The organism is Dehalobacter restrictus DSM 9455 (genome assembly GCF_000512895.1).
Classification (GTDB): domain Bacteria; phylum Bacillota; class Desulfitobacteriia; order Desulfitobacteriales; family Syntrophobotulaceae; genus Dehalobacter; species Dehalobacter restrictus.
This window is the reverse complement of the sequence record NZ_CP007033.1, coordinates 25,006-48,319: the sequence shown is the minus strand read 5'-3', so window position 1 is coordinate 48,319 and position 23,314 is coordinate 25,006. Positions and strand designations below refer to the sequence as shown.

The 23,314-nt window shown below is 40.1% G+C and carries 25 protein-coding genes, 1 pseudogene and 1 riboswitch; of the genes and pseudogenes, 15 read left to right on the top strand and 11 right to left on the bottom strand.

The genetic code is table 11. The features are described from left to right. The first annotated feature begins 130 nt into the window (after nucleotides 1-130). The 14 genes and pseudogenes from kamA to DEHRE_RS14220 all read left to right on the top strand — a co-directional run bounded on the left by kamA (nucleotide 131) and on the right by DEHRE_RS14220 (nucleotide 15,863). Nucleotides 131-1,408 carry a lysine 2,3-aminomutase gene (gene kamA, locus DEHRE_RS00250; protein ID WP_025204890.1) on the top strand — a complete coding sequence of 426 codons (1,278 nt, stop codon included), beginning with the start codon at nucleotides 131-133 and terminating at the stop codon, nucleotides 1,406-1,408. Beyond that, nucleotides 1,389-2,240 (top strand): putative beta-lysine N-acetyltransferase, encoded by an 852-nt coding sequence (gene ablB, locus DEHRE_RS00245; protein WP_025204889.1) that lies wholly within the window; start codon nucleotides 1,389-1,391, stop codon nucleotides 2,238-2,240. The genes kamA and ablB overlap by 20 nt, the downstream gene beginning before the upstream one ends. Nucleotides 2,241-2,357: 117 nt before the next feature. Then, nucleotides 2,358-3,125: pseudogene (locus DEHRE_RS00240) on the top strand (4-hydroxy-tetrahydrodipicolinate reductase). An 82-nt stretch (nucleotides 3,126-3,207) separates the two neighbouring features. After that, nucleotides 3,208-4,452 (top strand): hypothetical protein, encoded by a 1,245-nt coding sequence (locus DEHRE_RS00235; protein ID WP_025204888.1) that lies wholly within the window; start codon nucleotides 3,208-3,210, stop codon nucleotides 4,450-4,452. 67 nt (nucleotides 4,453-4,519) lie between these two features. After that, nucleotides 4,520-5,545, top strand: a complete 1,026-nt coding sequence (locus DEHRE_RS00230; RefSeq protein WP_025204887.1) for a mechanosensitive ion channel family protein — start codon at nucleotides 4,520-4,522, stop codon at nucleotides 5,543-5,545. 88 nt (nucleotides 5,546-5,633) lie between these two features. Next, complete coding sequence (locus DEHRE_RS00225) at nucleotides 5,634-7,298, top strand: hypothetical protein (RefSeq protein ID WP_025204886.1); 1,665 nt, start codon at nucleotides 5,634-5,636, stop codon at nucleotides 7,296-7,298. A gap of 506 nt (nucleotides 7,299-7,804) precedes the next feature. Further along, nucleotides 7,805-8,212: a hypothetical protein gene (locus DEHRE_RS00220; protein ID WP_025204885.1), complete on the top strand. Its 408-nt coding sequence runs from the start codon at nucleotides 7,805-7,807 to the stop codon at nucleotides 8,210-8,212. 150 nt (nucleotides 8,213-8,362) lie between these two features. Beyond that, nucleotides 8,363-8,454: riboswitch (cyclic di-GMP riboswitch) on the top strand. Nucleotides 8,455-8,539: 85 nt separating this feature from the next. After that, complete coding sequence (nhaB, locus tag DEHRE_RS00215) at nucleotides 8,540-10,045, top strand: sodium/proton antiporter NhaB (RefSeq protein ID WP_025204884.1); 1,506 nt, start codon at nucleotides 8,540-8,542, stop codon at nucleotides 10,043-10,045. 380 nt (nucleotides 10,046-10,425) lie between these two features. Next, nucleotides 10,426-11,382: a DUF3231 family protein gene (locus DEHRE_RS00210; protein WP_025204883.1), complete on the top strand. Its 957-nt coding sequence runs from the start codon at nucleotides 10,426-10,428 to the stop codon at nucleotides 11,380-11,382. A 374-nt stretch (nucleotides 11,383-11,756) separates the two neighbouring features. Continuing rightward, the gene (locus tag DEHRE_RS00205; protein ID WP_025204882.1) at nucleotides 11,757-13,040 is read left to right on the top strand and encodes an ArsB/NhaD family transporter; all 1,284 of its coding nucleotides are present in this window, start codon (nucleotides 11,757-11,759) and stop codon (nucleotides 13,038-13,040) included. Between the two features lie 302 nt (nucleotides 13,041-13,342). Beyond that, the gene (locus DEHRE_RS00200) at nucleotides 13,343-14,707 is read left to right on the top strand and encodes a TrkH family potassium uptake protein (RefSeq protein WP_025204881.1); all 1,365 of its coding nucleotides are present in this window, start codon (nucleotides 13,343-13,345) and stop codon (nucleotides 14,705-14,707) included. Between the two features lie 11 nt (nucleotides 14,708-14,718). After that, nucleotides 14,719-15,375 (top strand): potassium channel family protein, encoded by a 657-nt coding sequence (locus DEHRE_RS00195; protein WP_025204880.1) that lies wholly within the window; start codon nucleotides 14,719-14,721, stop codon nucleotides 15,373-15,375. Nucleotides 15,376-15,391: 16 nt separating this feature from the next. After that, the gene (locus tag DEHRE_RS00190; RefSeq protein WP_025204879.1) at nucleotides 15,392-15,562 is read left to right on the top strand and encodes a helix-turn-helix domain-containing protein; all 171 of its coding nucleotides are present in this window, start codon (nucleotides 15,392-15,394) and stop codon (nucleotides 15,560-15,562) included. Between the two features lie 112 nt (nucleotides 15,563-15,674). Continuing rightward, on the top strand, nucleotides 15,675-15,863 hold the full coding sequence (locus tag DEHRE_RS14220; protein ID WP_345787676.1) for an HD-GYP domain-containing protein: 189 nt from the start codon (nucleotides 15,675-15,677) through the stop codon (nucleotides 15,861-15,863). Between the two features lie 46 nt (nucleotides 15,864-15,909). On the opposite strand, the gene DEHRE_RS00185 is transcribed toward DEHRE_RS14220, so the two are convergent. The 7 genes from DEHRE_RS00185 to DEHRE_RS00155 all read right to left on the bottom strand — a co-directional run bounded on the left by DEHRE_RS00185 (nucleotide 15,910) and on the right by DEHRE_RS00155 (nucleotide 20,475). Next, entirely contained in the window at nucleotides 15,910-16,446 is a 537-nt protein-coding gene (locus tag DEHRE_RS00185; RefSeq protein ID WP_025204878.1) for a permease, read from the bottom strand. Next, the gene (locus DEHRE_RS00180) at nucleotides 16,443-16,922 is read right to left on the bottom strand and encodes a permease (protein WP_025204877.1); all 480 of its coding nucleotides are present in this window, start codon (nucleotides 16,920-16,922) and stop codon (nucleotides 16,443-16,445) included. The genes DEHRE_RS00185 and DEHRE_RS00180 overlap by 4 nt, the downstream gene beginning before the upstream one ends. A 2-nt stretch (nucleotides 16,923-16,924) precedes the next feature. Next, complete coding sequence (locus tag DEHRE_RS00175; RefSeq protein ID WP_025204876.1) at nucleotides 16,925-17,161, bottom strand: thioredoxin family protein; 237 nt, start codon at nucleotides 17,159-17,161, stop codon at nucleotides 16,925-16,927. A 67-nt stretch (nucleotides 17,162-17,228) separates the two neighbouring features. After that, the gene (locus DEHRE_RS00170; RefSeq protein WP_025204875.1) at nucleotides 17,229-18,248 is read right to left on the bottom strand and encodes a permease; all 1,020 of its coding nucleotides are present in this window, start codon (nucleotides 18,246-18,248) and stop codon (nucleotides 17,229-17,231) included. Nucleotides 18,249-18,295: 47 nt separating this feature from the next. Continuing rightward, nucleotides 18,296-19,462, bottom strand: coding sequence for an MFS transporter (locus tag DEHRE_RS00165; protein ID WP_025204874.1), 1,167 nt, complete (start codon nucleotides 19,460-19,462; stop codon nucleotides 18,296-18,298). Nucleotides 19,463-19,513: 51 nt separating this feature from the next. Then, complete coding sequence (locus DEHRE_RS00160; RefSeq protein WP_084544199.1) at nucleotides 19,514-19,819, bottom strand: ArsR/SmtB family transcription factor; 306 nt, start codon at nucleotides 19,817-19,819, stop codon at nucleotides 19,514-19,516. A gap of 248 nt (nucleotides 19,820-20,067) precedes the next feature. After that, nucleotides 20,068-20,475, bottom strand: a complete 408-nt coding sequence (locus DEHRE_RS00155; RefSeq protein WP_025204872.1) for an arsenate reductase ArsC — start codon at nucleotides 20,473-20,475, stop codon at nucleotides 20,068-20,070. Between the two features lie 176 nt (nucleotides 20,476-20,651). Between DEHRE_RS00155 and DEHRE_RS00150 the strand changes: the two genes are divergently transcribed. Then, a complete protein-coding gene (locus tag DEHRE_RS00150; RefSeq protein WP_025204871.1) occupies nucleotides 20,652-21,101 on the top strand; it encodes a hypothetical protein in 450 nt (149 codons plus the stop codon). A 2-nt stretch (nucleotides 21,102-21,103) separates the two neighbouring features. Here DEHRE_RS00150 and DEHRE_RS15440 read toward each other — a convergent pair whose 3' ends face one another. The 4 genes from DEHRE_RS15440 to DEHRE_RS00135 form a co-directional block, all read right to left on the bottom strand. Then, nucleotides 21,104-21,238 (bottom strand): hypothetical protein, encoded by a 135-nt coding sequence (locus DEHRE_RS15440; protein ID WP_282432033.1) that lies wholly within the window; start codon nucleotides 21,236-21,238, stop codon nucleotides 21,104-21,106. Between the two features lie 72 nt (nucleotides 21,239-21,310). Further along, entirely contained in the window at nucleotides 21,311-21,556 is a 246-nt protein-coding gene (locus DEHRE_RS15090) for a hypothetical protein (protein WP_242836987.1), read from the bottom strand. A gap of 44 nt (nucleotides 21,557-21,600) precedes the next feature. Then, entirely contained in the window at nucleotides 21,601-22,716 is a 1,116-nt protein-coding gene (locus tag DEHRE_RS00140) for a 4Fe-4S binding protein (RefSeq protein WP_025204870.1), read from the bottom strand. A gap of 119 nt (nucleotides 22,717-22,835) precedes the next feature. After that, nucleotides 22,836-23,306, bottom strand: coding sequence for a DUF2680 domain-containing protein (locus tag DEHRE_RS00135; RefSeq protein ID WP_025204869.1), 471 nt, complete (start codon nucleotides 23,304-23,306; stop codon nucleotides 22,836-22,838). Nucleotides 23,307-23,314: the final 8 nt, after the last annotated feature.

The following is a 23,314-nucleotide window of genomic DNA, read 5'->3' as shown; positions in this document are numbered from 1 at the left end:
ATTACACCTTTAGTTAAGGTATATATTTTGGCATACGCTGCAGATACTTCTCTGTAGCTTTTTGTTTTATATACCACAAATATTGAGGATGACAATCTTCAATGAGAATCTGAAGGGGGAATTAAATAATATGCAAAGAAATTTTAGGGATATACCCTTGTATAAAAATGTAACGGAAGAACAATGGCAGGACTGGAAGTGGCAGATTTCCAGCAGAATTACAAGGATTGATCAATTGGAACAAGTAGTCAACCTTACCCAAGATGAGCGTCAGGGAGTGGCGGTAAGTCTAAAAAAATTACGTATGGCAATAACGCCCTACTATTCTACACTTATGGATCCAAATGACGAACATTGCCCGGCAAGAAGACAAGCTATTCCAACGATTCATGAAACCAAAATCTCCAAATTTGACAGTAGTGATCCGCTGCATGAAACAGCCGACGCGCCGGTTCCCGGCCTTACTCACAGATATCCCGATCGCGTACTGTTGCTTATTACTGATCAGTGTTCAATGTACTGTCGTCACTGTACCAGAAGACGATTTGCCGATCAGGAGGATAAGGCGCTTTCCCTGGATAATATCAAACGGGCAATCAATTATATTAAAGCGCATAAAGAAGTCAGGGATGTGCTTTTGTCGGGCGGGGATCCATTGTGTCTCGCTGATGACAAGCTGGAAGCTATTATAAAATCAATTCGGGAAATTAAACATGTGGAGATAATTCGTATAGGTACTAGAACACCTGTCGTCATGCCTCAGAGAATCACTGATAAGCTCTGCACAATGCTGAAAAAATACCATCCTATTTGGCTGAATACGCACTTTAACCACCCCAAAGAACTGACAGCTGAGGCCAGGGAAGCATGCGGAAAATTGGCTGATGCCGGAATACCTCTTGGCAACCAGTCAGTGCTTTTAAAAGGTATTAATGATTGCCCCTATATTATGCGCGATTTGGTGCAAAACCTGGTTAGATCCAGAATCAGACCATATTACCTTTATCAGTGTGACCTTTCAGAAGGAATAGAGCATTTCAGAACTTCGGTTTCCGTGGGGATAGAAATCATAGAAATGCTGCGGGGACATACCTCGGGTCTAGCTATTCCACAGTTTGTTGTGGATGCGCCGGGGGGCGGTGGTAAGATCCCGGTTAATCCGCAATATTTGATTTCATATTCTCCGGAAAAGGTCATTCTTAGAAATTTTGAAGGTGTAATTTGTACGTATACCGAGCCTGAGGATAAAACGCACCAGTGCCAAAAATGCGGCACATGCGGTAAATTCAAGAATAAAGAATACCGTGGATTAGAAAAGTTATACAGAGGTGAACAAGTATGTTTGATCCCAAGCACAAACGTAAGACTCAACAAGAGGGAGGGGTTTCATGAATACAGATCAAGATAACTTCAAGAATCAATATATAAATATTTCAGATATAGACATATACGTAGATTATCGCAATAAAAGGCTTAAAATATTGAGTCATTCTCTTCTGTCTGAGTTGATAATCAAAGAGATTATTGATTATGCCAAAAAAGAAAACCTGGGTAAAATTATCGTGAATTGTCATAAACATCAGATAAATATCTTTGAGGAATGCGGGTTTGTAGCAGAGGGGGTTATCGACGGTTTTTTTCAGGGAGAGGATGCAACTTGTATGTCGCTTTTTCTTGACAAAAGACGCGAAAATTCACTCTATGAGGAGAAAGAAAACAGAATTATTGACTATTGCGTTAAGAATACCAATAGATTTGAGCTGACTAAGAATAAAAATTATACAATGAGGCAGGCCGTGCCGGACGATATTCCCCAGATGATTCAGCTTTTTCAAGCGGTATTTGAAACCTATCCAACACCAATTTTTAGCAGAGAGTATCTTCAAAAAGTCATGCGGGATCATGTTTTGTTTATGGTGGCGGAAGAAGAAAGGAAAATTATCAGTATTGCTTCGGCGGATCTGGACAAACAACACATGAATGCTGAGATAACTGATTGTGCTACTAATCCTAAATATAGAGGCAGAAATATATTAAGCGAATTGATATTCCAACTGGAAACGCACTTGAAACGTAATGGCTTTGTTACAGCGTATAGCCTTTCTAGGGCTAAAAATCTCGGAATAAATAAGTCTTTAAGCAAACTGGGATATATATATCGAGGTAGACTTATCAACAACTGCAATATTTCTGGCGGCTATGAGGATATGAATATTTGGGTAAAGGCATTAAAAAAATAATGCGTAAAAGACTTGAAAACGAACAATTTAAAAGTGTTTTATTGGGGTCGAGGTTTTATGAATTAATTTATTTCTCACTTAAATATATAAAAACAATCAACAAGGATTTGATGCTAAATGAAAATTAGCGTTGGTTTATTTGGCTTTGGCAAGACAGGAGCTATAGTTGCTCAGGAAATCATAAAGGATGAAATGTGCGAATTAAAATGGGTAATGAGAAAATCGCTGGCTAACGAAGGCGATTATGCAAGTTACTTGTTAGGATTCAATCATGACGAAGGAAAGTTTTATTCCATAGCAAGTATTGACCCTGATACTTTTTATATATCTCATGAAGTAGATGTGATCATTGATTTTGCCGCAGTTAGTGCAGTAGATTACTACTATCAAGCAGCTTCTCAGGGAACTCGGATTGTTTCTGCTATATCCAGATACGACGAGGAACATCTGCATAAATTGTATGAACTAGGTAAAAAAACCGCAGTATTATATTCTCCAAACATAACTTTAGGCATTAATTTCTTGATTGAGGCTTCTAAAGTGCTTCAAATTATTGCGCCCAACGCCGATATAGAAATAATCGAAGAACATTTCCGTGAAAAAAAAGACGTATCGGGAACAGCGTTAAGAATTGCTGAAGATCTAGGTCTCGATAAACAACAACATGTGAACTCCATGAGAGTAGGGGGCATCGTCGGTAAACACGAAGTGATATTCGGGTTGCCTCATCAAACCATTTGAATTACTCATGAATCTATCAGTAGGTCGGCTTTTGGACATGGGGCTATATACGCAGCGAAATGGTTGATGGGGAAAGAAAAGGGTATATACACTATGGAGGAAGCTGTATCCTTAGATTTTGCCAAGAGTAAAAAGTTGTTATGATTATATGGGCAAAATGTTGGGATAAAAAATAGTAGATAAATTAATAACCAGTATTTGTTTTGGAACAAAAGGAGGTGTAATTTTGTATAAGGGAAAATGTCTAAAAATAGGAATTGGTTTTGCAACCGGCAGAAAGAGTTTTCAAAAGGTACTGAGAAGTTACATTCATAATTGGAAAGAATCTGGTCTGGTGGATAACAATAAAATCTTATTAAATATTTTTGTAGCGTATGATCTTACTTATAATAAAACTAATAAAAAAGATTACATCAACATGCACCCGGAACTAGCCGAGAATATTGACGGTGCTATATATATTGGGAAGAGAGATATAAACGAAGAAATAGAAAATCTGATTAAAGAAAATATTATCAATCATACAGAAGCGGGGAAAATTTTTGGAAAAGGCTATGCCTCTCAGCGTAACGCTGTGCTTTACAGCGCCATAAAGAATGATATGGATTATTTGATTTTTTTAGATGACGATGAATACCCAGTGGCGGTTACCAATACTCAAAAGAATGCTGTCTGGGGAGGTCAGCATGTTCTTTCAACCCATATTAAAAACATTGGACAAGCGGACTTAACTCATGGATATCACTGCGGTTATATATCACCAATACCATTTGTGGAATACAATGATACGATGACAGAGACAGACTTTCGTTCATTTATTGAGGCTATAAGTAACGACATTCTAAACTGGGATAACATCAAGACAGTGATGAACAATGGCGGAGTGACATATGCGGATACGACCATATTAGTTAGCAATAAAACAAAAGAGGTTCAGGAAGTCAATCATGCTAAATTTATTTCTGGCGGGAACCTAGGCATCAATCTTACCGATCCGCATCGGGTCTTTCCTTTCTACAACCCTCCAGGAGCTAGAGGAGAGGATACTTTCCTAAGTACTTGCTTAAGTGAAAGAAAGGTTTTGAAAGTGCCCTGTTATACATTCCATGATGGCTTCTCTACCTACAATCATCTTTTAGAAGGGGTGCTGCCAATCCGGTTAAAGTTTATCAAAGCTGATAATGAACAAATTGTCCGGCGTTTTTACAATGCCTGTATTGGGTGGATTCGATACAAACCATTATTACTTTATATAACACAGCAGCATTGTTATGAGGAAAAAATTGAAAAAATACGCCAACAACTTAAAGAAGTTCTACCTGGAATATGCACTTATTTTGGACTGCAAGAGTTTATAAACATTTTGGCTGAACTGGAGAAATACAATAATAATGTGAAAAAACATTATGAAGAATTTATTGAAACGCAACGTATATGGGTAAAGATGATGGAGAATTTATCTAAAGATTAATAAATTAGCATAATGTTTGGAGGCCAATTATGGCTATAAAACTAATGGCAAATCTAAATAGTGAACTTTGCCGGAATATAGGAATATCTTTGGCAATTTTTATTTTTTTATTATCTTTCGTAAGATCTTTTCAAAATATCTTTTTAAAATAATATTAAAAATCGTTAAAAAAACACCTGTAGATATAGTATCAAATATTTTATTATCATTTGAAAAGCCTATAAGAGTTTTATTTATAGTGATTGGTATTTATTATGCTCTTATGTTTTTACCATTCGACAGCAATTATTATATTCTGTTTATCAAGATATTCCGTTCTCTAATAATAATTTTGATCGGATGGGGTCTATATAATTTGTCATCGACTTCATCCGCCTTTTTTATTAAAATAGCCAAACGGTTTGATATAGAAGTAGACAGGATATTATTTCCGTTTATCTCTCAACTTCTCCGATTTGTTATTGTAATATTGGTCATAAGTATCATCGCCAGTGAGTGTGGATATAATGTGGGGGGGTTTTTAGCAGGTCTGGGATTAGGTGGGTTAGCAATTGCCCTTGCAGCTCAGGATACAATCAAGAATATTTTAGGTGGAATTGTCATAATAACTGAGAAACCTTTCACAATTGGGAACTGGATTAAAACGCCCAGTGTCGAAGGGGTAGTAGAAGATATTACTTTTCGCAGTACTAAAATCAGAACTTTTGCTCAGGCTTTGGTTACTGTTCCAAATTCCACTTTGGCAAATGAAGCAATTACAAATTGGACCAAGATGGGGAAGCGAGAAATAAATTTTAACCTGGGGCTCGCATATTCCACACCCAGAAATAAGATTCAAACTTGTGTGGAAAGAATCAGTACGATGTTAAATAAACATGAAGACGTGGATAAGGAATTGATCATAGTTCGATTTAATGAGTTCAATGAGAGCAGTTTAGATATCTTTCTTTACTTTTATACAACAACAACTTCCTGGCAAGAGTATCTTCGTGTTAAAGAGAATGCAAACTATAAAATAATGGAAATTCTGGAGCAAGAGAATGTCTCGGTCGCATTCCCCAGCCGCAGTATTTATTTGGAACAAAGTAAATAATACTGGCCTCATTTCAGAAAGACTAAGAAAAGGAAAGTTCTTAAAGTTCTAGTTTATCTAATAAGATTAGAAAATGGAGGTTATATATATGAATGGACGAACTAGGAAAACTAATAAAATGCCGTACAAGCGGCTGCCATCTTTAGTAACAGCACTGATCGTCACCATCGTCTTTGCGGCGGTCTATTTCTATGCCGCGCTGCCCGCCCTCAATTTTCACAATACTGATTTATACATATTCCTGTGCATCTGCCTTGTCATCTTCTGCCTTGTTACGGTAATAGCTAAAGGTATGGCAAATCAGTTAATTGACATTAAATCCACCTTAAGAGCGTTTAAAAAGTCCTGCATTGTCCCCGCCTTTATCTGCATAGGGTTGGTCGCGGTGCTCATCTTGGGGGGCATTATCTCCAGTGTTATCCTACGCGCTAGTGCCTATTCCGAGATTCTGCCGGTAGTGACGGGTGACTTCGCAGCCGAGGTCAAACAAATTGCTTACGATCAGATTCCCATGCTGGACAAGACCTCTGCCCAGCGCCTCGGTGACCGCAAGCTTGGGGAACTTGCCGACATGGTTAGTCAGTTTGAGGTGGTTAACGACTACACCCAGATGAACTACAAAAATCAGCCGGTGCGGGTCGCCACCCTTGCCTATGGTGATATCTTTAAATGGTTTGGTAATCGCGCCGAAGGCATCCCTGCCTACATCATTATCGACATGGTAACCCAAAATGTCGACGTTGTGCGGATTGACAAGGGCATCAAATACACCAACGCAGAGCATTTCTCCCGCAACCTCAACCGCCATCTGCGATTTAACTTCCCAACCTATATGTTTGATACCCCCCACTTCGAAATTGACGACGGTGGGCATCCCTACTGGATCTGCCCTAAAATCGAAAAGACCATTGGATTATTCGGCGGCACCGATATCGACGGCGCAGTCCTAGTCGACGCGGTGACAGGCCAGTCCACCTATTATAAAGACGTGCCAACTTGGGTCGACCAGGTCTACTCGGCCGAGCTCATCATCGAGCAGTACGACTACCACGGCAAGTATTCCAGCGGCATCTTAAACTCCTTATTCGGGCAGAAGGGCGTGACCGTCACTACGGACGGCTACAATTATATTGCTCAGAACGATGATGTTTATGTCTATACCGGTATTACCTCGGTCACAGGCGATCAGAGCAACATCGGTTTTATTCTTAGCAACCAACGCACGAAAGAGACGAGGTATTACTCCTGCGCAGGTGCAGAGGAGTTCTCAGCGATGAACTCTGCCCAGGGCGTGGTGCAGCACCTGGGGTACGTCGCGACCTTCCCGCTGTTGCTTAACATCTCCGAGCAACCGACCTATTTTGTTGCCCTTAAGGACAACGCTGCGCTCGTCAAGATGTACGCAATGGTCAATGTCCAGAAGTACAACATCGTAGCGACAGGTTCGACGGTGGCGGAGTGTGAGCTGGAGTATGTTCGGCTGCTCAACCAGAACGGGCTGATCGACGAGGTGCCGATTGTGACGAGTGGAACTGAGGGGGTAGTGCAGGACATCAGGGTGGCTGTCATCGACGGCACCAGCATTTATTACTTGCTGTTTGATTCGGATGATGTTTATTTTGCAATCTCGGTGGCCGAGAGCGAGAGTGTGGTGTTGGTGAACGAGGGTGACCGCGTGAGCATTCGGACGGTGGACGCTGAGAACGGCAACGCCATTGTGAAGGCGACTGGGCTGAAGCTGCTGACTAACTAGCCCTAGTCGGAGCAAAAGTCCGTGACGTGAAAGAACTGATGGAGAGGAGGCTACCTATTATTTGAGTGGCCGACCTTCCACAACATCATATTTACCGTTGGGACAAGGGCCTTGGGCTATATTTATTGCTTAATAAGGATGTACTGTGTACTTGGCATAACAAAAGCAAAATAACAATTTTAATTAAATGTTACATTTCAAATAAAGTGTGACTGTTTTAAAAAACATATTAAGCGAATTAATATTCCAACTAGAAAAACAATTGAAATGCAAGGGCTTTGTTACAGAATATAGCCTTTCCATGGCTAAAAATTTTGGAATAAATGTGTCTTTAAGCAAGCTGGGGTATTTGTATCGAGGTAGACTTATCAACAACTGTAATATTTCTGGCTATCTTATTAGAAAATGAGGAATTTGCATAATCATAAAGATTTGAGCATTGCTTTTTTTTTAGTATAATAATAAATGAGATCTATCGGTATTAAACGCAAGTAGGAGGTCTTCGAATGGAAGAATGGAAAAGACAGATACTAGGCGCGGTTAAATCCGGACGTGCAAGTTTAGCAAATGAATATGCCCGGGCAGCAATACAAAATCCGGAGAATAAGATTTCTTTTGGGGAATTTATGTGCGGCAAGAAATACTATATGGGGGTTATCGCTAAAAACAATGTTGAGGCTCATTTATTATACCCCAATACGAAGGACCGGCTCGAACTTGAGACGGGTGATGTAATCGCAGTTAAATATGGCGATTTATATATAGTAGGTATATTTACGCTTTCAGACGATGAGATTGGAATAAAGACGTTGACGAGTGTGGATTGTCAAGGGGAACAAGATTTTGTTCAATTACGTAATGGTGGAGCTAACCATGTCGCTTTTCTTTTTCATGTTCCAAAGGATGAGAGATAGCCTGATTGGCTAAAGGATCATATTAAAAAGCAAAATACTTAAGATAAATAACTGGACAATTCAGCATAAAATGGATATATTCAGGGTATTCAAAAGAAAATTTATTTGTTATAATGTATAAGCTTAAGCAAAAATAACAATATAAAGTTGTACGAGTTGGTGCAAACTTCGTGAAAGTGAAGGACGCTAAAGCTATGGGTCTAAGGCTGCTTGTAAGTTGCTATGATTGCCAGGCTGCAAGTAATTGAACTTCTTGGGGGGGAGTAGTTCCATTTTGGATTACTCTCTTTTTTATGTCTTTTATTTTCACTTGGGAGGATGGTACATATGAAACAAATGGGCATCGGACAAGCATTCAAAGCAAATTTTCTGGGTCACGCTCCGGACTGGTACAAAAGAGCAATTCTTGCTTTTCTGTTATTGAACCCTATTTTGATGTATACCGCCGGTATGTATGTTACCGGTTGGGTGTTGATTGTCGAATTCATTTTTACCCTGGCAATGGCGTTAAAATGTTATCCGCTTCCTGCCGGTGGGCTTCTGGCAATCGAAGCCGTTGTGCTCGGACTTACTAGCCCTCAAATGGTCTATAGTGAAGTTGAAACGAACCTGCCGGTTATTCTTCTTCTGATGTTCATGGTCGCCGGGATCTATTTTATGAAAGAAGGTCTTGTGTACCTGTTTTCCAAGCTCCTTACTAAAGTACACTCTAAAGTCGCGCTTTCATTTCTGTTCGCTGTATTGGGTGCGTTTCTTTCCGCATTTCTGGATGCGCTGACCGTAACGGCGGTGATTATCGCCGTGGCCTACGGTTTCTATAACATCTTCCATAAGTTTGCTTCCAGTGAAAAAGTATACGAAGAGTATGACATTAATCACGATCATAGTGTTGATGAGAAATATCATGAGGATCTGGACGAGTTTCGTGGTTTTCTGCGTAATCTTATGATGCATGGCGCGGTGGGCACTGCGCTGGGCGGAGCAATAACGCTGGTTGGTGAACCGCAGAATCTGTTGATTGGCTCCATCATGAAATGGGATTTCGTAGATTTCTTTATACAATGCGCCCCTGTGTCTATCCCGGTATTGATCGTTGGTCTTCTGACCACCATTATCCTTGAAGTTACTAAGTTCTGGGGGTACGGCTACCAGTTTCCTGAGTCGGTACGAAAGGTTATGGAAGATGATGTAAAGGCCAAAGATGCTGTCAGAAATATGCGAGGACGTGTACGCCTGATTGTTATGGCTTTGTGCGGCGTTCTGCTGATCTTCTCCCTGGCGCTGCACCTGGCGGAAGTAGGCATTATTGGTCTGATGATTATTATCCTGCTTACAGCCTTCAATGGGGTTACTGAAGAAAAGCGCATTGGTCATGCCTTTGAAGAAGCGCTGCCGTTTACTGCGCTGCTGGTCGTATTTTTCGCCGTCGTCGCGGTTATTCATGACCAGCATTTGTTTACGCCGATTATTCAATGGGTACTGAACATGGAAGGACAGAATCAGCTTGTCGCTTTTTTTGCGGCCAACGGTGTCCTTTCAGCAATCAGTGACAACGTATTTGTTGCTACGGTATATATGACTGAAACACAGCAAGCATTTGAAGCCGGAGGTATTGCGCTGGAGCAGTACAACAAGCTGGCAGTTGCCATTAATATGGGTACAAATATCCCATCTGTTGCTACGCCAAACGGTCAGGCGGCGTTTCTGTTCCTCTTGACGTCTGCTCTGGCTCCGCTGATTCGCCTGTCTTACCTGGAAATGGTAAAATTGGCGCTGCCTTACGCCATCGTTATGTCTCTTACAGGTGTGCTGGCAACAATGTACCTGTTGTAATCCAAAAGTATCTAATTTAAAAACGAATCATAAAATGTTACATCACTTATCAAGCAAAAGGGGGTGTCCTATGCGGACTCTCTCTTTTATGGCTATTAGAAGAACCTAGGAAGTCTTCGGAAAAATATCTAACTGAGGCAGGAGAAAGTGAGATTCTTCGATCTTTTGAAGAACAACTAAAAGGCGGCAAGATGCTTATTGTTTCAGATATAAAGAAGGCCGTATATAAGAATTGCGTTTTGCTGCAAGTTATTCTCCAAAAGATAGAGGGTTCATCTTTTTCAATTTGTTACACAAATAGGGAAAAACAATTTGGAATAATAGGATTAGCATAGGAAACTACTTTATTGTTTACAATATCTATAAAAAGGGGACTGACTATGGTCTTGGCTTTTGCTAAAGAAGAAAAAATGAATGAAATAAGTGTAGGCGGAGTTTATAGCCTTTGGAATATTTTGACATATAATTATGGTATTATGGTAAAGCTTGAAATTTATCAAAATTACGCTCATGATATAGATTTGAAATTTAAGCTACAAGATATACTTGATGATTTGAAAGACCGGAACAATAAGATTGAAAAAATAATGAATAAATACAATGTTAAATCTCCCGATTATCCGCCTAAAGATGTACACGAAGTAATAAATTCCCAGGTGGTAACTGACCAACAGATTGGCAAATTTCTTTTGTTAATAGCACAAGAACGACTGGAGATAAAAGTTCGGGCAGTGAGAAACGCTAGTGTCTCCGATGATGTTCGCAGCTTATTTATGAGATTCGTAGAAGAGGAGATTTATAACCTGGATTCCATCCTTAATTATTTGAAACTGAAAAAGTGGGTCCATCAGCCGCCGATGTATCCTAACGTCCCAGAAGGCAGCAAAGAGGACTGCTACCTATGGGATCATCTGGTTTATCGTTATTTAAACATGGAGCAAATAAAGTTCTTTTCGCGGCTTGTTCATGATGGAGACTTTGGACTTCTCCTTAATAAGCGCTATGAAATGTCGGAACAACAAGCTAAACAGTTGGAAGACGAAATGAACACTTTAGGGTTGCCTATTCCCAAAAGACCTCCAAAATCATTAGGGTTAGTTGACAATACTGAATTTATTGATGATTATTTTATCTTTAACCAACTGCTTTATGGAATGACGGCTGCTACGATCAATCATGCCCAAGCTGTAAAGTGTTCAATAGATGACCGATTAAGAAAACTCTTTGGAGGGTACCTCTGGAGTGAAATGGAAGCCATCAATGCAATGATTAAGTATGGTGGGTTAAAGGGATGGCTTATAACATCACCCTTATACAGAATGAACCATCCCTGTTAAGTCGGACACAGCGAACCCCAGATTATCAATTACTATTTTCATTTTCCTATCTTACTTTATCCCAGAATCAAAATCAGAAGATAATAATATTCTTCTAGACTAGGCTAGAAGAAAGTAGTAACATAGGAAAGAAATTATATACTTATTTTACCGTGTTGAAGCGACCATATTGGTTCGTATTCAAGGATGTTGACTTTTGGGGTGGGAAGTCTTTTGTTAAGGCTTCCCACTTTGTGCTTTTGATTTGAGAATTTGATGTTAATTTTAGAAGGATTTTTTTGTTGTGTATAATCCGTTAGGGGGTAAATAAGGGAAGTTAAAAATTGAAATATTAAATAGACCTTGATCTCGAATTTTATGGATGGAGGAAAGATATGTCGCATAATACACAAGTTATCGTTGCATTGGTAATTTTTTTAATAACCTATGCTTTAATAATAAGCGAAAAACTACATAGAACGGTAGTTGCTTTAGCTGGGAGTGCCCTCATCATTTTAGTAGGCATTCTAAACCAGGAGGAAGCAGTTAAAGCAATCGATTTTAACACTATAGGATTATTAATTGGGATGATGATCATTGTTGGTATTACCCGTCGCACTGGCGTGTTCGAATTCCTCGCCTTAAAAGCGGCTAAAACCGCAAAGGGAGATCCATGGCTTATTATGTTATTCTTGGCAATCATAACAGCAGTAACATCTGCACTTCTGGATAATGTAACGACAGTACTGCTTATGGTACCAGTTACGTTTTCGATAACCGAAAAGTTAAATATAAATCCTATTCCCTTTTTGCTTACTCAAGTTATAGCCTCAAATATCGGGGGAACGGCTACGTTAATTGGTGATCCTCCAAACATCATGATCGGCAGCGCTACCGGCCTTACCTTTGTTGATTTTATCCTAAATCTAGGCGGGGTAGTTGTAATAGTTTTTGCCGCAAATATGCTTGCTTTGAAATTAATTTATCGGAAATCATTAGTTGTGGATGAGAAGAGAAAAGCAAAGATTATGTCCTTGGATGAAAGTCAGGCGATCAAGGATCACTTTCTTTTGCGCAAATGCTTAGTTGTGCTTTCTGTAACAATAGTAGGTTTCATTCTACATGGTTTGTTGCATCTGGAATCTGCAACGATTGCGTTGGGTGGCGCCATTCTTTTGTTATTAATTACCCGTGAGGAGCCGGAAGATATCTTGCTGACAATCGAATGGCCTACTATCTTTTTCTTTGCTGGACTGTTCGTGCTGGTTGGGGCGTTAGGGCATGTAGGTATTATTGAATGGATTGCTAAGAAGGCATTAGATGCTACCGGTGGGGCCTTAACATTAACGACAATGTCCATTCTGTGGTTGTCTGCTATTGCTTCAGCATTTGTAGATAATATCCCCTTTGTCGCCACCATGATTCCCTTGATCCAAAAGATGGGGGAATTAGGAGGAATTGAAAACCTAAGACCACTATGGTGGGCTCTTTCATTAGGGGCTTGTTTGGGAGGAAATGGTACATTGATCGGGGCATCCGCTAACGTAATAGTTGCCGGTCTCTCGGAAAAGCAGGGTTTTTCAATTACGTTCAAAATGTTTTTTAAACTTGGTTTTCCTTTAATGTTGCTCTCGATTGTAATAGCCTCAGTTTATATCTACTTTGTTTATTTATTTTAATCTGACCAAAAATATTTTGTCGTCGATGAAGAGCCTTCCTCATTATGCAGGTTGCCAAAACTTTTCTGGTCAAAGCCTAATAGTAGCGACTGATGATGAGGAAGGTAACGCTATGTTGGCTATTATGGCGAAAAAGAAGATCTTGTATCAGATAGAATAACACATAGCTTTTTTATAGATTAGTCATAAAACTAATGATAGTGCTGATGGCAATCAGTTATATTTTTACGACAACAAGGCAGGGTCGGTTAGCGGTTAGTAGATGAATATTATGACTTTATGATGATTGCATGGAGACAAGTATGAATGACATATTTAAGATTGATATTAATACGCAATCTATAAAAGGAAAGAAAAAACTCTCGCCCCCACAGATACTGGCTATCGGATTTATTTCTGTCATCCTCGTCGGAACTTTGTTGTTGAGCTTATCTATAGCCACTGTTAACGAAAAAGGATTATCTTTGATTGATGCTTTGTTTACAGCAACCTCAGCTGTCTGTGTTACAGGGCTGGTTGTTGTAGACACCGGATCTGTATTTTCAGTATTCGGGCAAATCCTCATCCTTTTGTTAATTCAGATCGGTGGTCTTGGTTTTATGACCTTTGCCACTTTCTTTGCAATCCTTCTCGGGAAGAAAATAAATCTTCAAGATAGAATAATTTTGCAGGAAGCCTATAACCAGTCTTCAGTGGAAGGAATCGTAAGGTTGGCTAAATATATTTTTACGGCGTCATTTCTCATTGAAGGTATTGGAGTCATTATCCTCACGCTCCGATGGTCTTTTGATTTAAACTTCGGTAAAGCCCTTTATTACGCGGTATTCCATACTGTATCAGCGTTTAACAATGCAGGGTTTGATCTGTTTGGCAATAGTCTGGTGAGGTTTCAAAATGATATCGTAACCAATCTGACAGTAATGGTCTTGATTGTCTTAGGCGGTATTGGTTTCTCGGTAATTTCCGATGTCTATTCTCAACGTGGAAGAAAAATAAGCTTGCATTCCTGGGTTGTAATCCGTACGACAGGGTTATTGATTGCAATCGGGGCTATACTCTTTTTCCTTCTGGAGTTCAATAATCCTGACACGCTTGGCAATCTTGGGTACCAAGGGAAAATTCTTTCTTCTTTATTTCAATCGGTCACTTCCCGTACTGCCGGATTCAACACTATAGATATTTCCGCGCTTCAAGATACAACGATACTACTAATGATAGTTTTTATGTTCATAGGAGCTTCACCTGGGTCGACCGGGGGAGGAATAAAAACAACAACTTTTGTAGCGATCATGTTATCGATTTTCAGCATATTCAGGAATAAAAGTCAAGTGACCGTTCATGGAAGATCTATTCCCGGAGAAGTTGTCCAGAAGGCAGTGGCGATTATGACCATGGCTATCATGTGGATTATTTTAGTTACTGGGTTGTTGTCGATTACGGAAAAGGCGGATTTGATAGCTTTATTGTTTGAAACTGTATCTGCTTTCGGTACAGTCGGCTTGTCCATGGGAATAACATCTAATCTCACACTTTTTGGGAAAATCTTAATTATTCTTACAATGTTTATTGGAAGAGTTGGTTTATTGACAATCGCTTTTTCCATCGGCAAAGGTAACAATCCAGGTAATCAAGCAAAATATCCCGAATCAAAAATAATGATTGGATAGGAGCAAGAGAAATGAAAAAGGATAAACAGTTTGTGGTGATTGGGATCGGACGTTTTGGGAAAAGTGTGGCTACTTCCTTGTATAAGGTTGGTTATGAAGTATTAGTTATCGATAATTCGGAAAAAGAAATACAGGATATCGCTAATCAAGTAACCCAAGCGGTTCAATTGGATGCCAGAGACGAAGAGTCTTTAAAAAGGTTAGGTATTCGCAATTTTGATGTCGCCATTGTCGGGATTGGTGATGATATCCAATCAAATATTTTAGTATCTGTATTGCTCAAAGAACTTGGGGTACAGAGAGTTGTTGCCAAAGCGAAAGACGCTCTTCATGGCAGGGTTTTAGAAAAAATAGGAGTGGACCGGGTTATCTATCCGGAACGCGATATGGGAATACGGGTGGCACATAATCTCACTTCCACCAATGATTTATTAGAATATATTGAGTTATCTCCAGATTATAGCATCATAGAAGTTTATGCTCCCCGGGAATTTGTGGATAAGACCATAGGAAAATTAAATCTGCGGGCAAAATATCGGGTAAGCGTAATAGCCATTAAAAGTGCGGAAGAAATAATCGCGGCACCTGGCGCGGAGGCACTTATTAAACAAGGCGATATTTTAGTCGTTATCGGCTCAAACCAAGCAATTAGTAATTTGCCTAAATGATGAGTTAAATAAAGTTATGCTCGATATGAAGCAAATGTGTAAAATTCTTGGAGTTAGCCTAAAGACAGGATATGGTTTGATACAAGAAAATAAAATTGAATGCTTAAAGGTTGGCCGGGCCTATAAAATCCCCAAGCCCTTTTTATTGAGTTATCTGAAAATAGGTCCAAGCAGCGGCAGGGAATGAAAATGAAATTTGCACAATTTACGAACCTTTTTTATTATGCTCAGAGGATATTTTATTCCATCATGAAAACTTTGATGGAAGCGGATACCCTTATGGGTGTAAAGGATAATCCATCCCTTTAGGAGCAAGAATTATAAGGATCACAGATACTTTCGATGCTTTAACAAGTGATAGGCCTTACCGAAAGGCTATGAAAGCAGAAACTACATTTGAGATTATGGAAAAGCAAAAAGAATTGTATGATCCGGAGCTTTATAAACTTTTTTGCCTTTTATACACTAAGAGTAAGTTATTATTTTAGCTGTATCTATAGAATTTCAGATCAACATTTTAAGTTTAACTTACTTCTATATTTGGTTCTTAGCCTTTTTAAATATAAGATTGATTTCTTTTTCATGTAAAACCTTTTGTGTTATATAGGCAATCAAGGCGATTCCAGGAATATCGATGATGAACCTTGTCAGCATAAACTTCCAACCCATCGCTGATGTCTCGAAAAGCAGCATCGGTATTTTGGTTGTTGACCATGCCCCTATGAAGATAAGCACATTAGAAAATTTGCTTCCCTTTTTCAAAAGAACCCCAGCTATGGGGAACGCCGCATATAAGGGTCCTGCAGCCGCTGAGCCCAGAAAGAAAGCTAAAGCTACCCCGATAAATCCTGATTTTTCTCCCATCAGTTTGATCATTGTCTCTCTTTGGACCCAAACATCCAGAAGTCCGAGAAGAATAAAAATTGGAGGTATGACAGAAAGCATCTCAAGGGTATTACTCCAGGTTATGCTTAAAGAATTTTTACCTAATGAAGGATAAATAACAACAAGTCCTAAGTTAATGACCGCGAGAATAATGAAGAATTTATAACGGTTCAGTAGTTTTTTCACCCCAGCACCACTCCTATCACGAGTGCTACAACGAAAGAAAATATGAATGCTAAAGAGTTTCTTAATATTGCAGCTTTTTTACCAAAATATTTTATTTCAAGAGGTATGGTAACAATACCCACCATCATCAAAGTGGAAATAAATACCGCTATCTGCATAAAACCCGCTCCGCTTTTGAGAAGCGCCGCTGCTAAGGGAAAAGCAACAAAGCCCGGTATTAATGTAATTGAACCGACAATAGCGGCAACAACCATTCCAAAACAACCGGACTGCTGGCCGATCAATTTGGATATAGTATCAGGACTTAGCACCGCCAGCATAATACCAATGATAATAAGAATAGATAAAAACTGCGGCAGTATGTTTTCGAAGGACTTCCAGGCTTTCATCAGTGCAATCTTGGTCTTTTTTTTATCTTTAAGAAAGGAAAGCAGAAGAAGTCCTCCGGCCAGAACATAAAGGATAATTGTAAACATACTTAAACCTCTTTAATATATTTCTTAATCTCATCCTTAGTTGGGATTCTCCCAAAAGCTTTTATTTTTTCATTGATTACCAAAGCTGGTGTTCTCATCACACCATAGGCCATTATCTTCTTGATATCCTCAACTTTTTCAATTGTAGCATCAACCCCAGCATCTTTCACTGCTTCCTCAGTAACTGCCTGCAGTTTTTTGCAGTTGGAACAACCTGAGCCCAATATTTTAATATTCATCATTCTTATTACCATCCTTTCACTCTATGATTGTTTGACATTTCCTTACGGGATTATAAATTATTTCCTACGGGATTATTAGATTGAACAAATAACCGATAATAACAATGGTCACTGCCATGATTCCGATAAACACTGCCAGGAGCTTTGGTTTTAAAACTTTTCTCAGAATGATCATTTCAGGCAGGCTTAGCGCCGTTACCGACATCATGAAGGAAAGCGCGGTTCCCATAGGCATCCCCAGTCGGGTAAGTTCTTTAACAATAGGAATGGTTCCGGCCGCATTGGAATAAAGCGGTATCCCGATTAAAACCGCCACAAACACGGCAAAAGGATTCTCTTTCCCGGCATATTTGGCCAGCAAGCCTGCCGGTGCCCACCCGTGCATGACAGCGCCGATCGCTATACCGATGATGACGTAAGGCCAAATCTTCTTAAGGATTTCCGCAACATAATGCCGCGCATCTCCGAAACGTTGTTTCCAGGTGGGATTTTCAATTTCAGCCTCACCCATTTTCATGTTGTAGACATATTCTTCAACATACTCTTCCATTTTAAGTTTGCCAATAATAATTCCCGCAATTATTGCTACGATTACCCCTGTGGCGATATAGAGCAGGGCGATCTGCCAGCCAAATAACCCCCACAACATGACAAGAGCCACTTCGTTAACCATGGGCGAAGAAATAAGGAAGGAAAATGTCACTCCCAGGGGAATACCCGACTCGACAAATCCTATGAACACCGGTACGGCAGAACAGGAGCAAAAAGGAGTTACAATTCCCAGGAGGGCGGCAAAGATATTGCCTAAAAAACCTCGAGCTTTTCCTTCCCCTAAAAGTTTTTTGGTCCTTTCCGGAGGAAAGAAGCTTCTGATGATTGACACGATAAAGATGATTACAGACAACATTAAAAATATTTTCATAGTGTCGTAAAAGAAAAAGTTGACCGCGCCTTTATACTGGCTTGATTCCAAGATGGAAGAATTAGCGCCAACCAAGTCTAAAACCCAGCGGATCAGAACCGTCAGACCATAGCTTAAATAGTACGTTAACTCTTTTAAAACCCAATCTATTGCTGCAAACATCTATATCACTTCTTTCATTTTTCCTAAAGCGATTCCACTATCTTTTCTTAAGCACTCTTTGCCTGAAAACTGCTTTTAACAAGCAAGGCAATAACTGTAAGCAATAAAAGTCCTGCACCGTAAATGCAAAATAATGAATTAAAACTTGAAACTGCGACAATCTTGCCCCCAATGGCGGTCCCTATACCTCCCCCGCCCATGAAACAAAAGGCAACCAGCGACATGGCAATACCCCTCGCTTTGGCTGCAAATTCTGTGGCAATAGTCAGGAAGGTGGAATGGGCCATCATAAAACCGGCACCCATAAGTCCAACTGCGATAACTACGACAGGCAATACGCTTCCCATCGCCACAAGTAAGAGGTCAGCGATAAAGGCCAGGCTTAAGCCAAGGACGGTCGTTTTCTTGCGGCCTATTCTGGCTGCAATTTTACCGGCTCTTCTGCCGGCAAGCAGCGCCATTAGGCCGAACGCAGTCATGACCATGCCAATAGCAAAATTATTCAGGTTAAATACCGTTTTAATAAATCCTCCCAGAAATGAAAATGAGCCCAGAAGGAAAAGTCCTTCAAAGATGACTAAAGCGTAAATGATTACACTCGAAGGATTTTTCAGGATATTGATATACGGTGTTAAAGCCTTGGTATCTTTGTTTTTTGCAGAAGGTATCTTTCTGCCTATGGTAAACAACAAGAGGGAGGAAACAACAGCAAGCACTGCGTAAACGCCAAACACGCCTCTCCAATTCAGAAAGTAGGCAATTGAACCACCGATGGCCATACTAAGCCCCTGGCCTAAGAAAGATAAGCCCATGAAAGAACCTATGGCTGACTGTCTCTCTTCCATTGGAAACAAATCACCGATTAGAGCGAGTGAAACCGGCATGATCGCGGCGGCAAATATTCCCGTCAAAGCCCTAAACCCCGCCAAAACAGGAATTGCCCAAGCAAAAGCACAAAGGGCCGCGGCTATTGTAAACATCGAAATTGAAAAGGTGATGACCTGCCTCTTGCCAAAGCGTTCAGCCAGATAACCAAACAGCAGCTGAAATATACCAAACGGCAACATGTAAGCCGTAATGACAATCGAAGCAGATGCAACATTCACATTCAAGTTTTGGGCGATTGAAGGAAGAATGGGCGAAACCACCCAGTTATCCGCCATCACCACAAATCCGGCGAAACCAAGTATCATGATTATTTTTTTCTTATCCATTAGACTCTGCCCCCATTATTGCTATCTTGATTTATTATTTCCATTTCCCAGTTATTTTGACAGCAGACTTTTAGTCTCTTCTATCTGGCGAAGAATAATTGCTTCAGCAAGTTCAATCATCTGGTATACCTCTTTGTTTTTAACTGAATAAATAACCTTTGTCCCATCTTTTTTGCTGTCCACAATACCCTGGTTTTTGAGCAGAGCAAGGTGTTGGGAGGTATTGGACTGTTCAGAGTCAAGATTAGGGAGAATCTCGCAAACACACATCTCCCCTTCCCGCAAAAGCTTCACAATTTGAATTCTGGTCGGATGAGCCAAGGTTTTAAATACATTGGAAACAAGCTGTTCACTCATATTGGACATTATTATCACCTCAAATATTTCTTATATATTAGTATTTTCTAATATTCTTATATTATAATATTGCGTAAAACAGTTTTTGTCAACCTCGTGTTCTGACTATTGCAAAAACCGGCTAAATGCCTTATTTATCATCTAGCCGGTTCATTGAAAATCTTATTCAGATTACTTCTTTTCATGCTCACCTTTTACTTGTCCTATATAGCTTTTAAGAAAAGCGAGTCATCGTCATTAAAACGATATTACGATAAGCCATGCAATCTACTTTTGAGATCCAGAATTTTCTCTTCAATGATTTTAGCCGTTCTTATAAATTCCTGCTTATCTTTTCCTGTCGGATCTTCAAGGCCCCAGTCTTCCCTGTGTTTGCAGGGCACGAAAGGACAATTTACATTGCATCCCATGGTAATAACAATGTCTACCGGCGGAATGTCTGATATAAGTTTGGATTTTTGTGATATGTTCATATCCACATCATAAAGTTCCTTAATCGCCGCTACCGCGTCCTGGTTAATTTTATCTTTGATTTCCGTACCAGCCGAATAAGCCTCGAAGCTGTCTTTTGCTATTATCTTGGATATTGCTTCCGCCATTTGGGAACGGCAGGAATTGTGAACACAAACAAAGGCTACTTTTATTTTTTCCGGCATGCTTTATAACCTACCTTTAGTGGAATACCCTTTTGAATATAAAAGAAATTTGGATTGCCCGGACGCCTTGAGATAGACTGTTTAGGCTAGTCCTGAAATTTATATTCTATACATAAAAAGCATTTAAACAGAGAAACATTAAATAACAAATTTTAATACTGTGGGGGTATCCAAAAATGAAAGACCCTATTGGAGCTGCTACCATTGCAGGTATTATTGGCACAATTATTATGGACTTCTTATCCTATATTCTTATCGCTTTGGGAATTCCGATGACATCTCCATGGAATATTGCCGCAGATGTTTTTCTAAGTTGGAGCCAAGTTAATTCCCCTATCGGGATATTCTTAGGAATTGTTGGAACAATGGCTCTGGGCATTGGCACAACAATATTATTAGTTATCATCATGAAAATAACCGGCAAGGATTTTGCCATTTTAAAAGGTATTATTGCAGCGAATGCAGTTGGATTTGCTTCCATGGGGTTTTTTATGCCCTTATTGAATATTGCCCCTCAAATACAATCCCAACCTCTTACCAATCTGTTTGCACTAATAATTTTGACAATCTTTGGCGTGATAACATCTTTCATTCTTAAAAAATACGGTAGATTTATTAAAAATTAGTATCAAAGCAATTCTACTGAATCCCCAACCCAGATACGCCCCTCTTTCACAACACGGCCAAAACGTCCTTCACTGCTGACGATATACGGTCTTCCATGCTCTTTGTATTGTTCCTTACCGACATACAAGATCTGCACTTCCGCCTCGCCAAGGCGAACGATTCCTCCAACGAGCAGTTCTTCTAAAGGAACGCCGAAAATTGTAACATTTTACGTATATCCATCCTCTAAGACTTCTTTCTTCTTCTCTACCGGCAACTTAGTCAAAGCTTCTACGGGGAAAATACTAACTTGCCGGTCCGAATCACCACCATGGGCATCGCCCTCCACGCCCCATCCTTTTACAATCAGAACTTCTGCACATCCGATTTTACCGTACCTCGTTCCGGACTGATATGAATCGACAATAGTTTTCCCATAATTCGTCCTCCATCTATCTTTGTTCTTTCTTATCATAACAAGAAATCAACGAAAGACAAAGCGGCGTATGCTATACGACTTTATAATTTCTCCTTCGTTTCATCAAGACTATAACCCGGTATTTCTTTAGAAATATCTTTAAGTTTGGTATTTTTCGAGACGCTTTCAGGAATACTCAGTTTTTCATAGATTTCCTGCAAGGGTAGTCCTGTTGCTTCCGCAGCATCCTCTATCGTATAAGATCCTTTGACTTCGGTAATGGAAACAATTTCACCCTTCTGGGGCGACGATGTTACTTGGTAATTTCCTGTGGCCTGGGCGATGGCAATTGTGCCGAAAAACAGGAAAACAACTAGAATGAGAGCTGTTAATGGGTGTATAACTTTATTTGCTGTCTTCACCTCCAATGCCCCTTTCTTCGGACAAGCAAGGACACATTCATTGCAATTCAGACATTCCGCATCTGTAATTTTTTCTGCTTTGGCGACATTGATATTGACCGGACAAGCCTTGTTGCAGGCCTTGCAGTTAATACAAGCCTGATTATTTCTTACAATTTTAGTCGGGCTTATCTTACCGATAATTGCATAGAAAGCGCCGGCCGGGCAAAGATATTTACAAAAGAAACGATCGTATAACAGTGAGCCGATCAATGTTACAATCAACAGGATAAAGCCAACGATTGCAGCAGGATCCTCCTGGATACTCGCATATACCGCCGATATATGAGAATAAGCGGAATAAGGATCATAGGGCGCCATCCACAGTATCCCTGTATACCAAGCCATGCCTATCGTCAACGCCAAGATAAGATATTTTAAATATCGTAACGGTTTATCTACAAAAGGCGGTACGGTAAAACGTTTTTTGAATATCTTTTGTCCCAGCCTTGCAAACAGTTCCTGCAATGTTCCAAAAGGGCAAAGCAGCCCGCAGAAACTTCTCCTAAATATTACCGCCAACACGACAGTCAATACCAATAATATAACTGTACCCATAAATATTTTCTTAATAAAACTTCCGAAAAAGAGCAAAGAATATAAGCTTTCCAGCGCTCCAAACGGGCATAAGGCATGTACGGACGGAACTTTTGCCCCTCCGTAAACCTGATGCAGATAAGCGTCCACTGTAATCCAGACCAGCAGCCCGACTAAAATTATTATTCGAAGCCATTTCGCTGTTTTATTCCAATTCATGCCAACACCTCTTATTTTTTTCATAATTTTTTTGTGGCAGGACAGCTTAAAACAAATGCCAGGGAAAAGCACCTTTCCACTTCCCTGGCATTTCGTTTCAAGTTCTGATGTCTGAAAAGTTAGATTCTTCCCAGACCCATTCCGCCACCAAATCCGCTCCCATTGCAGCTTCCTGTACCGCTGCCTCTTCCTGAGCCCATACCTTTGCCCTGACCAAAGCCTGCACCAGCTCCCCTGCCAATCCCGGCACTGCCGGTTCCGTCACAGACAGCTTGGTTGTTCTCAATTCTGGTCAAGATCTGGTCGGCCTGTTGTTGAGTAAGCGTCCCGTCTTTTACCCGTTGGTCTAATACGGCTTTTTTCTGTTCGAGCATCTGGTCTTTAAACTCATCCAATTTGCCGGCCTCCAGGGCTATCGCCCCGTAAGTCTTCCCTTCAGCCCGTTCCTGGGTAACTTCGGTAAGTGATTTGCCTGTTAACGCCGCAGCAAGCTCCGCCGGTGTTTTGATGTCGGCTGCATAAGCAGCTCCCGATACTCCCAAGACTCCAACTACCGTAACTAAAGCAATCAGCTTTTTAACGTTTTTCATGATTCACA

What these genes read in the sequence shown, in the direction of transcription:
- kamA (WP_025204890.1), top strand. Translation starts at nt 131, where the DNA reads ATGCAAAGAAATTTTAGGGATATACCCTTGTATAAAAATGTAACGGAA.
- ablB (WP_025204889.1), top strand. Translation starts at nt 1,389, where the DNA reads ATGAATACAGATCAAGATAACTTCAAGAATCAATATATAAATATTTCA.
- DEHRE_RS00225 (WP_025204886.1), top strand. Translation starts at nt 5,634, where the DNA reads ATGAATGGACGAACTAGGAAAACTAATAAAATGCCGTACAAGCGGCTG.
- DEHRE_RS00220 (WP_025204885.1), top strand. Translation starts at nt 7,805, where the DNA reads ATGGAAGAATGGAAAAGACAGATACTAGGCGCGGTTAAATCCGGACGT.
- nhaB (WP_025204884.1), top strand. Translation starts at nt 8,540, where the DNA reads ATGAAACAAATGGGCATCGGACAAGCATTCAAAGCAAATTTTCTGGGT.
- DEHRE_RS00210 (WP_025204883.1), top strand. Translation starts at nt 10,426, where the DNA reads ATGGTCTTGGCTTTTGCTAAAGAAGAAAAAATGAATGAAATAAGTGTA.
- DEHRE_RS00205 (WP_025204882.1), top strand. Translation starts at nt 11,757, where the DNA reads ATGTCGCATAATACACAAGTTATCGTTGCATTGGTAATTTTTTTAATA.
- DEHRE_RS00200 (WP_025204881.1), top strand. Translation starts at nt 13,343, where the DNA reads ATGAATGACATATTTAAGATTGATATTAATACGCAATCTATAAAAGGA.
- DEHRE_RS00195 (WP_025204880.1), top strand. Translation starts at nt 14,719, where the DNA reads ATGAAAAAGGATAAACAGTTTGTGGTGATTGGGATCGGACGTTTTGGG.
- DEHRE_RS00190 (WP_025204879.1), top strand. Translation starts at nt 15,392, where the DNA reads ATGCTCGATATGAAGCAAATGTGTAAAATTCTTGGAGTTAGCCTAAAG.
- DEHRE_RS00180 (WP_025204877.1), bottom strand. Translation starts at nt 16,922, where the DNA reads ATGTTTACAATTATCCTTTATGTTCTGGCCGGAGGACTTCTTCTGCTT.
- DEHRE_RS00175 (WP_025204876.1), bottom strand. Translation starts at nt 17,161, where the DNA reads ATGAATATTAAAATATTGGGCTCAGGTTGTTCCAACTGCAAAAAACTG.
- DEHRE_RS00170 (WP_025204875.1), bottom strand. Translation starts at nt 18,248, where the DNA reads ATGTTTGCAGCAATAGATTGGGTTTTAAAAGAGTTAACGTACTATTTA.
- DEHRE_RS00165 (WP_025204874.1), bottom strand. Translation starts at nt 19,462, where the DNA reads ATGGATAAGAAAAAAATAATCATGATACTTGGTTTCGCCGGATTTGTG.
- DEHRE_RS00160 (WP_084544199.1), bottom strand. Translation starts at nt 19,819, where the DNA reads ATGAGTGAACAGCTTGTTTCCAATGTATTTAAAACCTTGGCTCATCCG.
- DEHRE_RS00155 (WP_025204872.1), bottom strand. Translation starts at nt 20,475, where the DNA reads ATGCCGGAAAAAATAAAAGTAGCCTTTGTTTGTGTTCACAATTCCTGC.
- DEHRE_RS00150 (WP_025204871.1), top strand. Translation starts at nt 20,652, where the DNA reads ATGAAAGACCCTATTGGAGCTGCTACCATTGCAGGTATTATTGGCACA.
- DEHRE_RS15090 (WP_242836987.1), bottom strand. Translation starts at nt 21,556, where the DNA reads ATGATAAGAAAGAACAAAGATAGATGGAGGACGAATTATGGGAAAACT.
- DEHRE_RS00140 (WP_025204870.1), bottom strand. Translation starts at nt 22,716, where the DNA reads ATGAATTGGAATAAAACAGCGAAATGGCTTCGAATAATAATTTTAGTC.
- DEHRE_RS00135 (WP_025204869.1), bottom strand. Translation starts at nt 23,306, where the DNA reads ATGAAAAACGTTAAAAAGCTGATTGCTTTAGTTACGGTAGTTGGAGTC.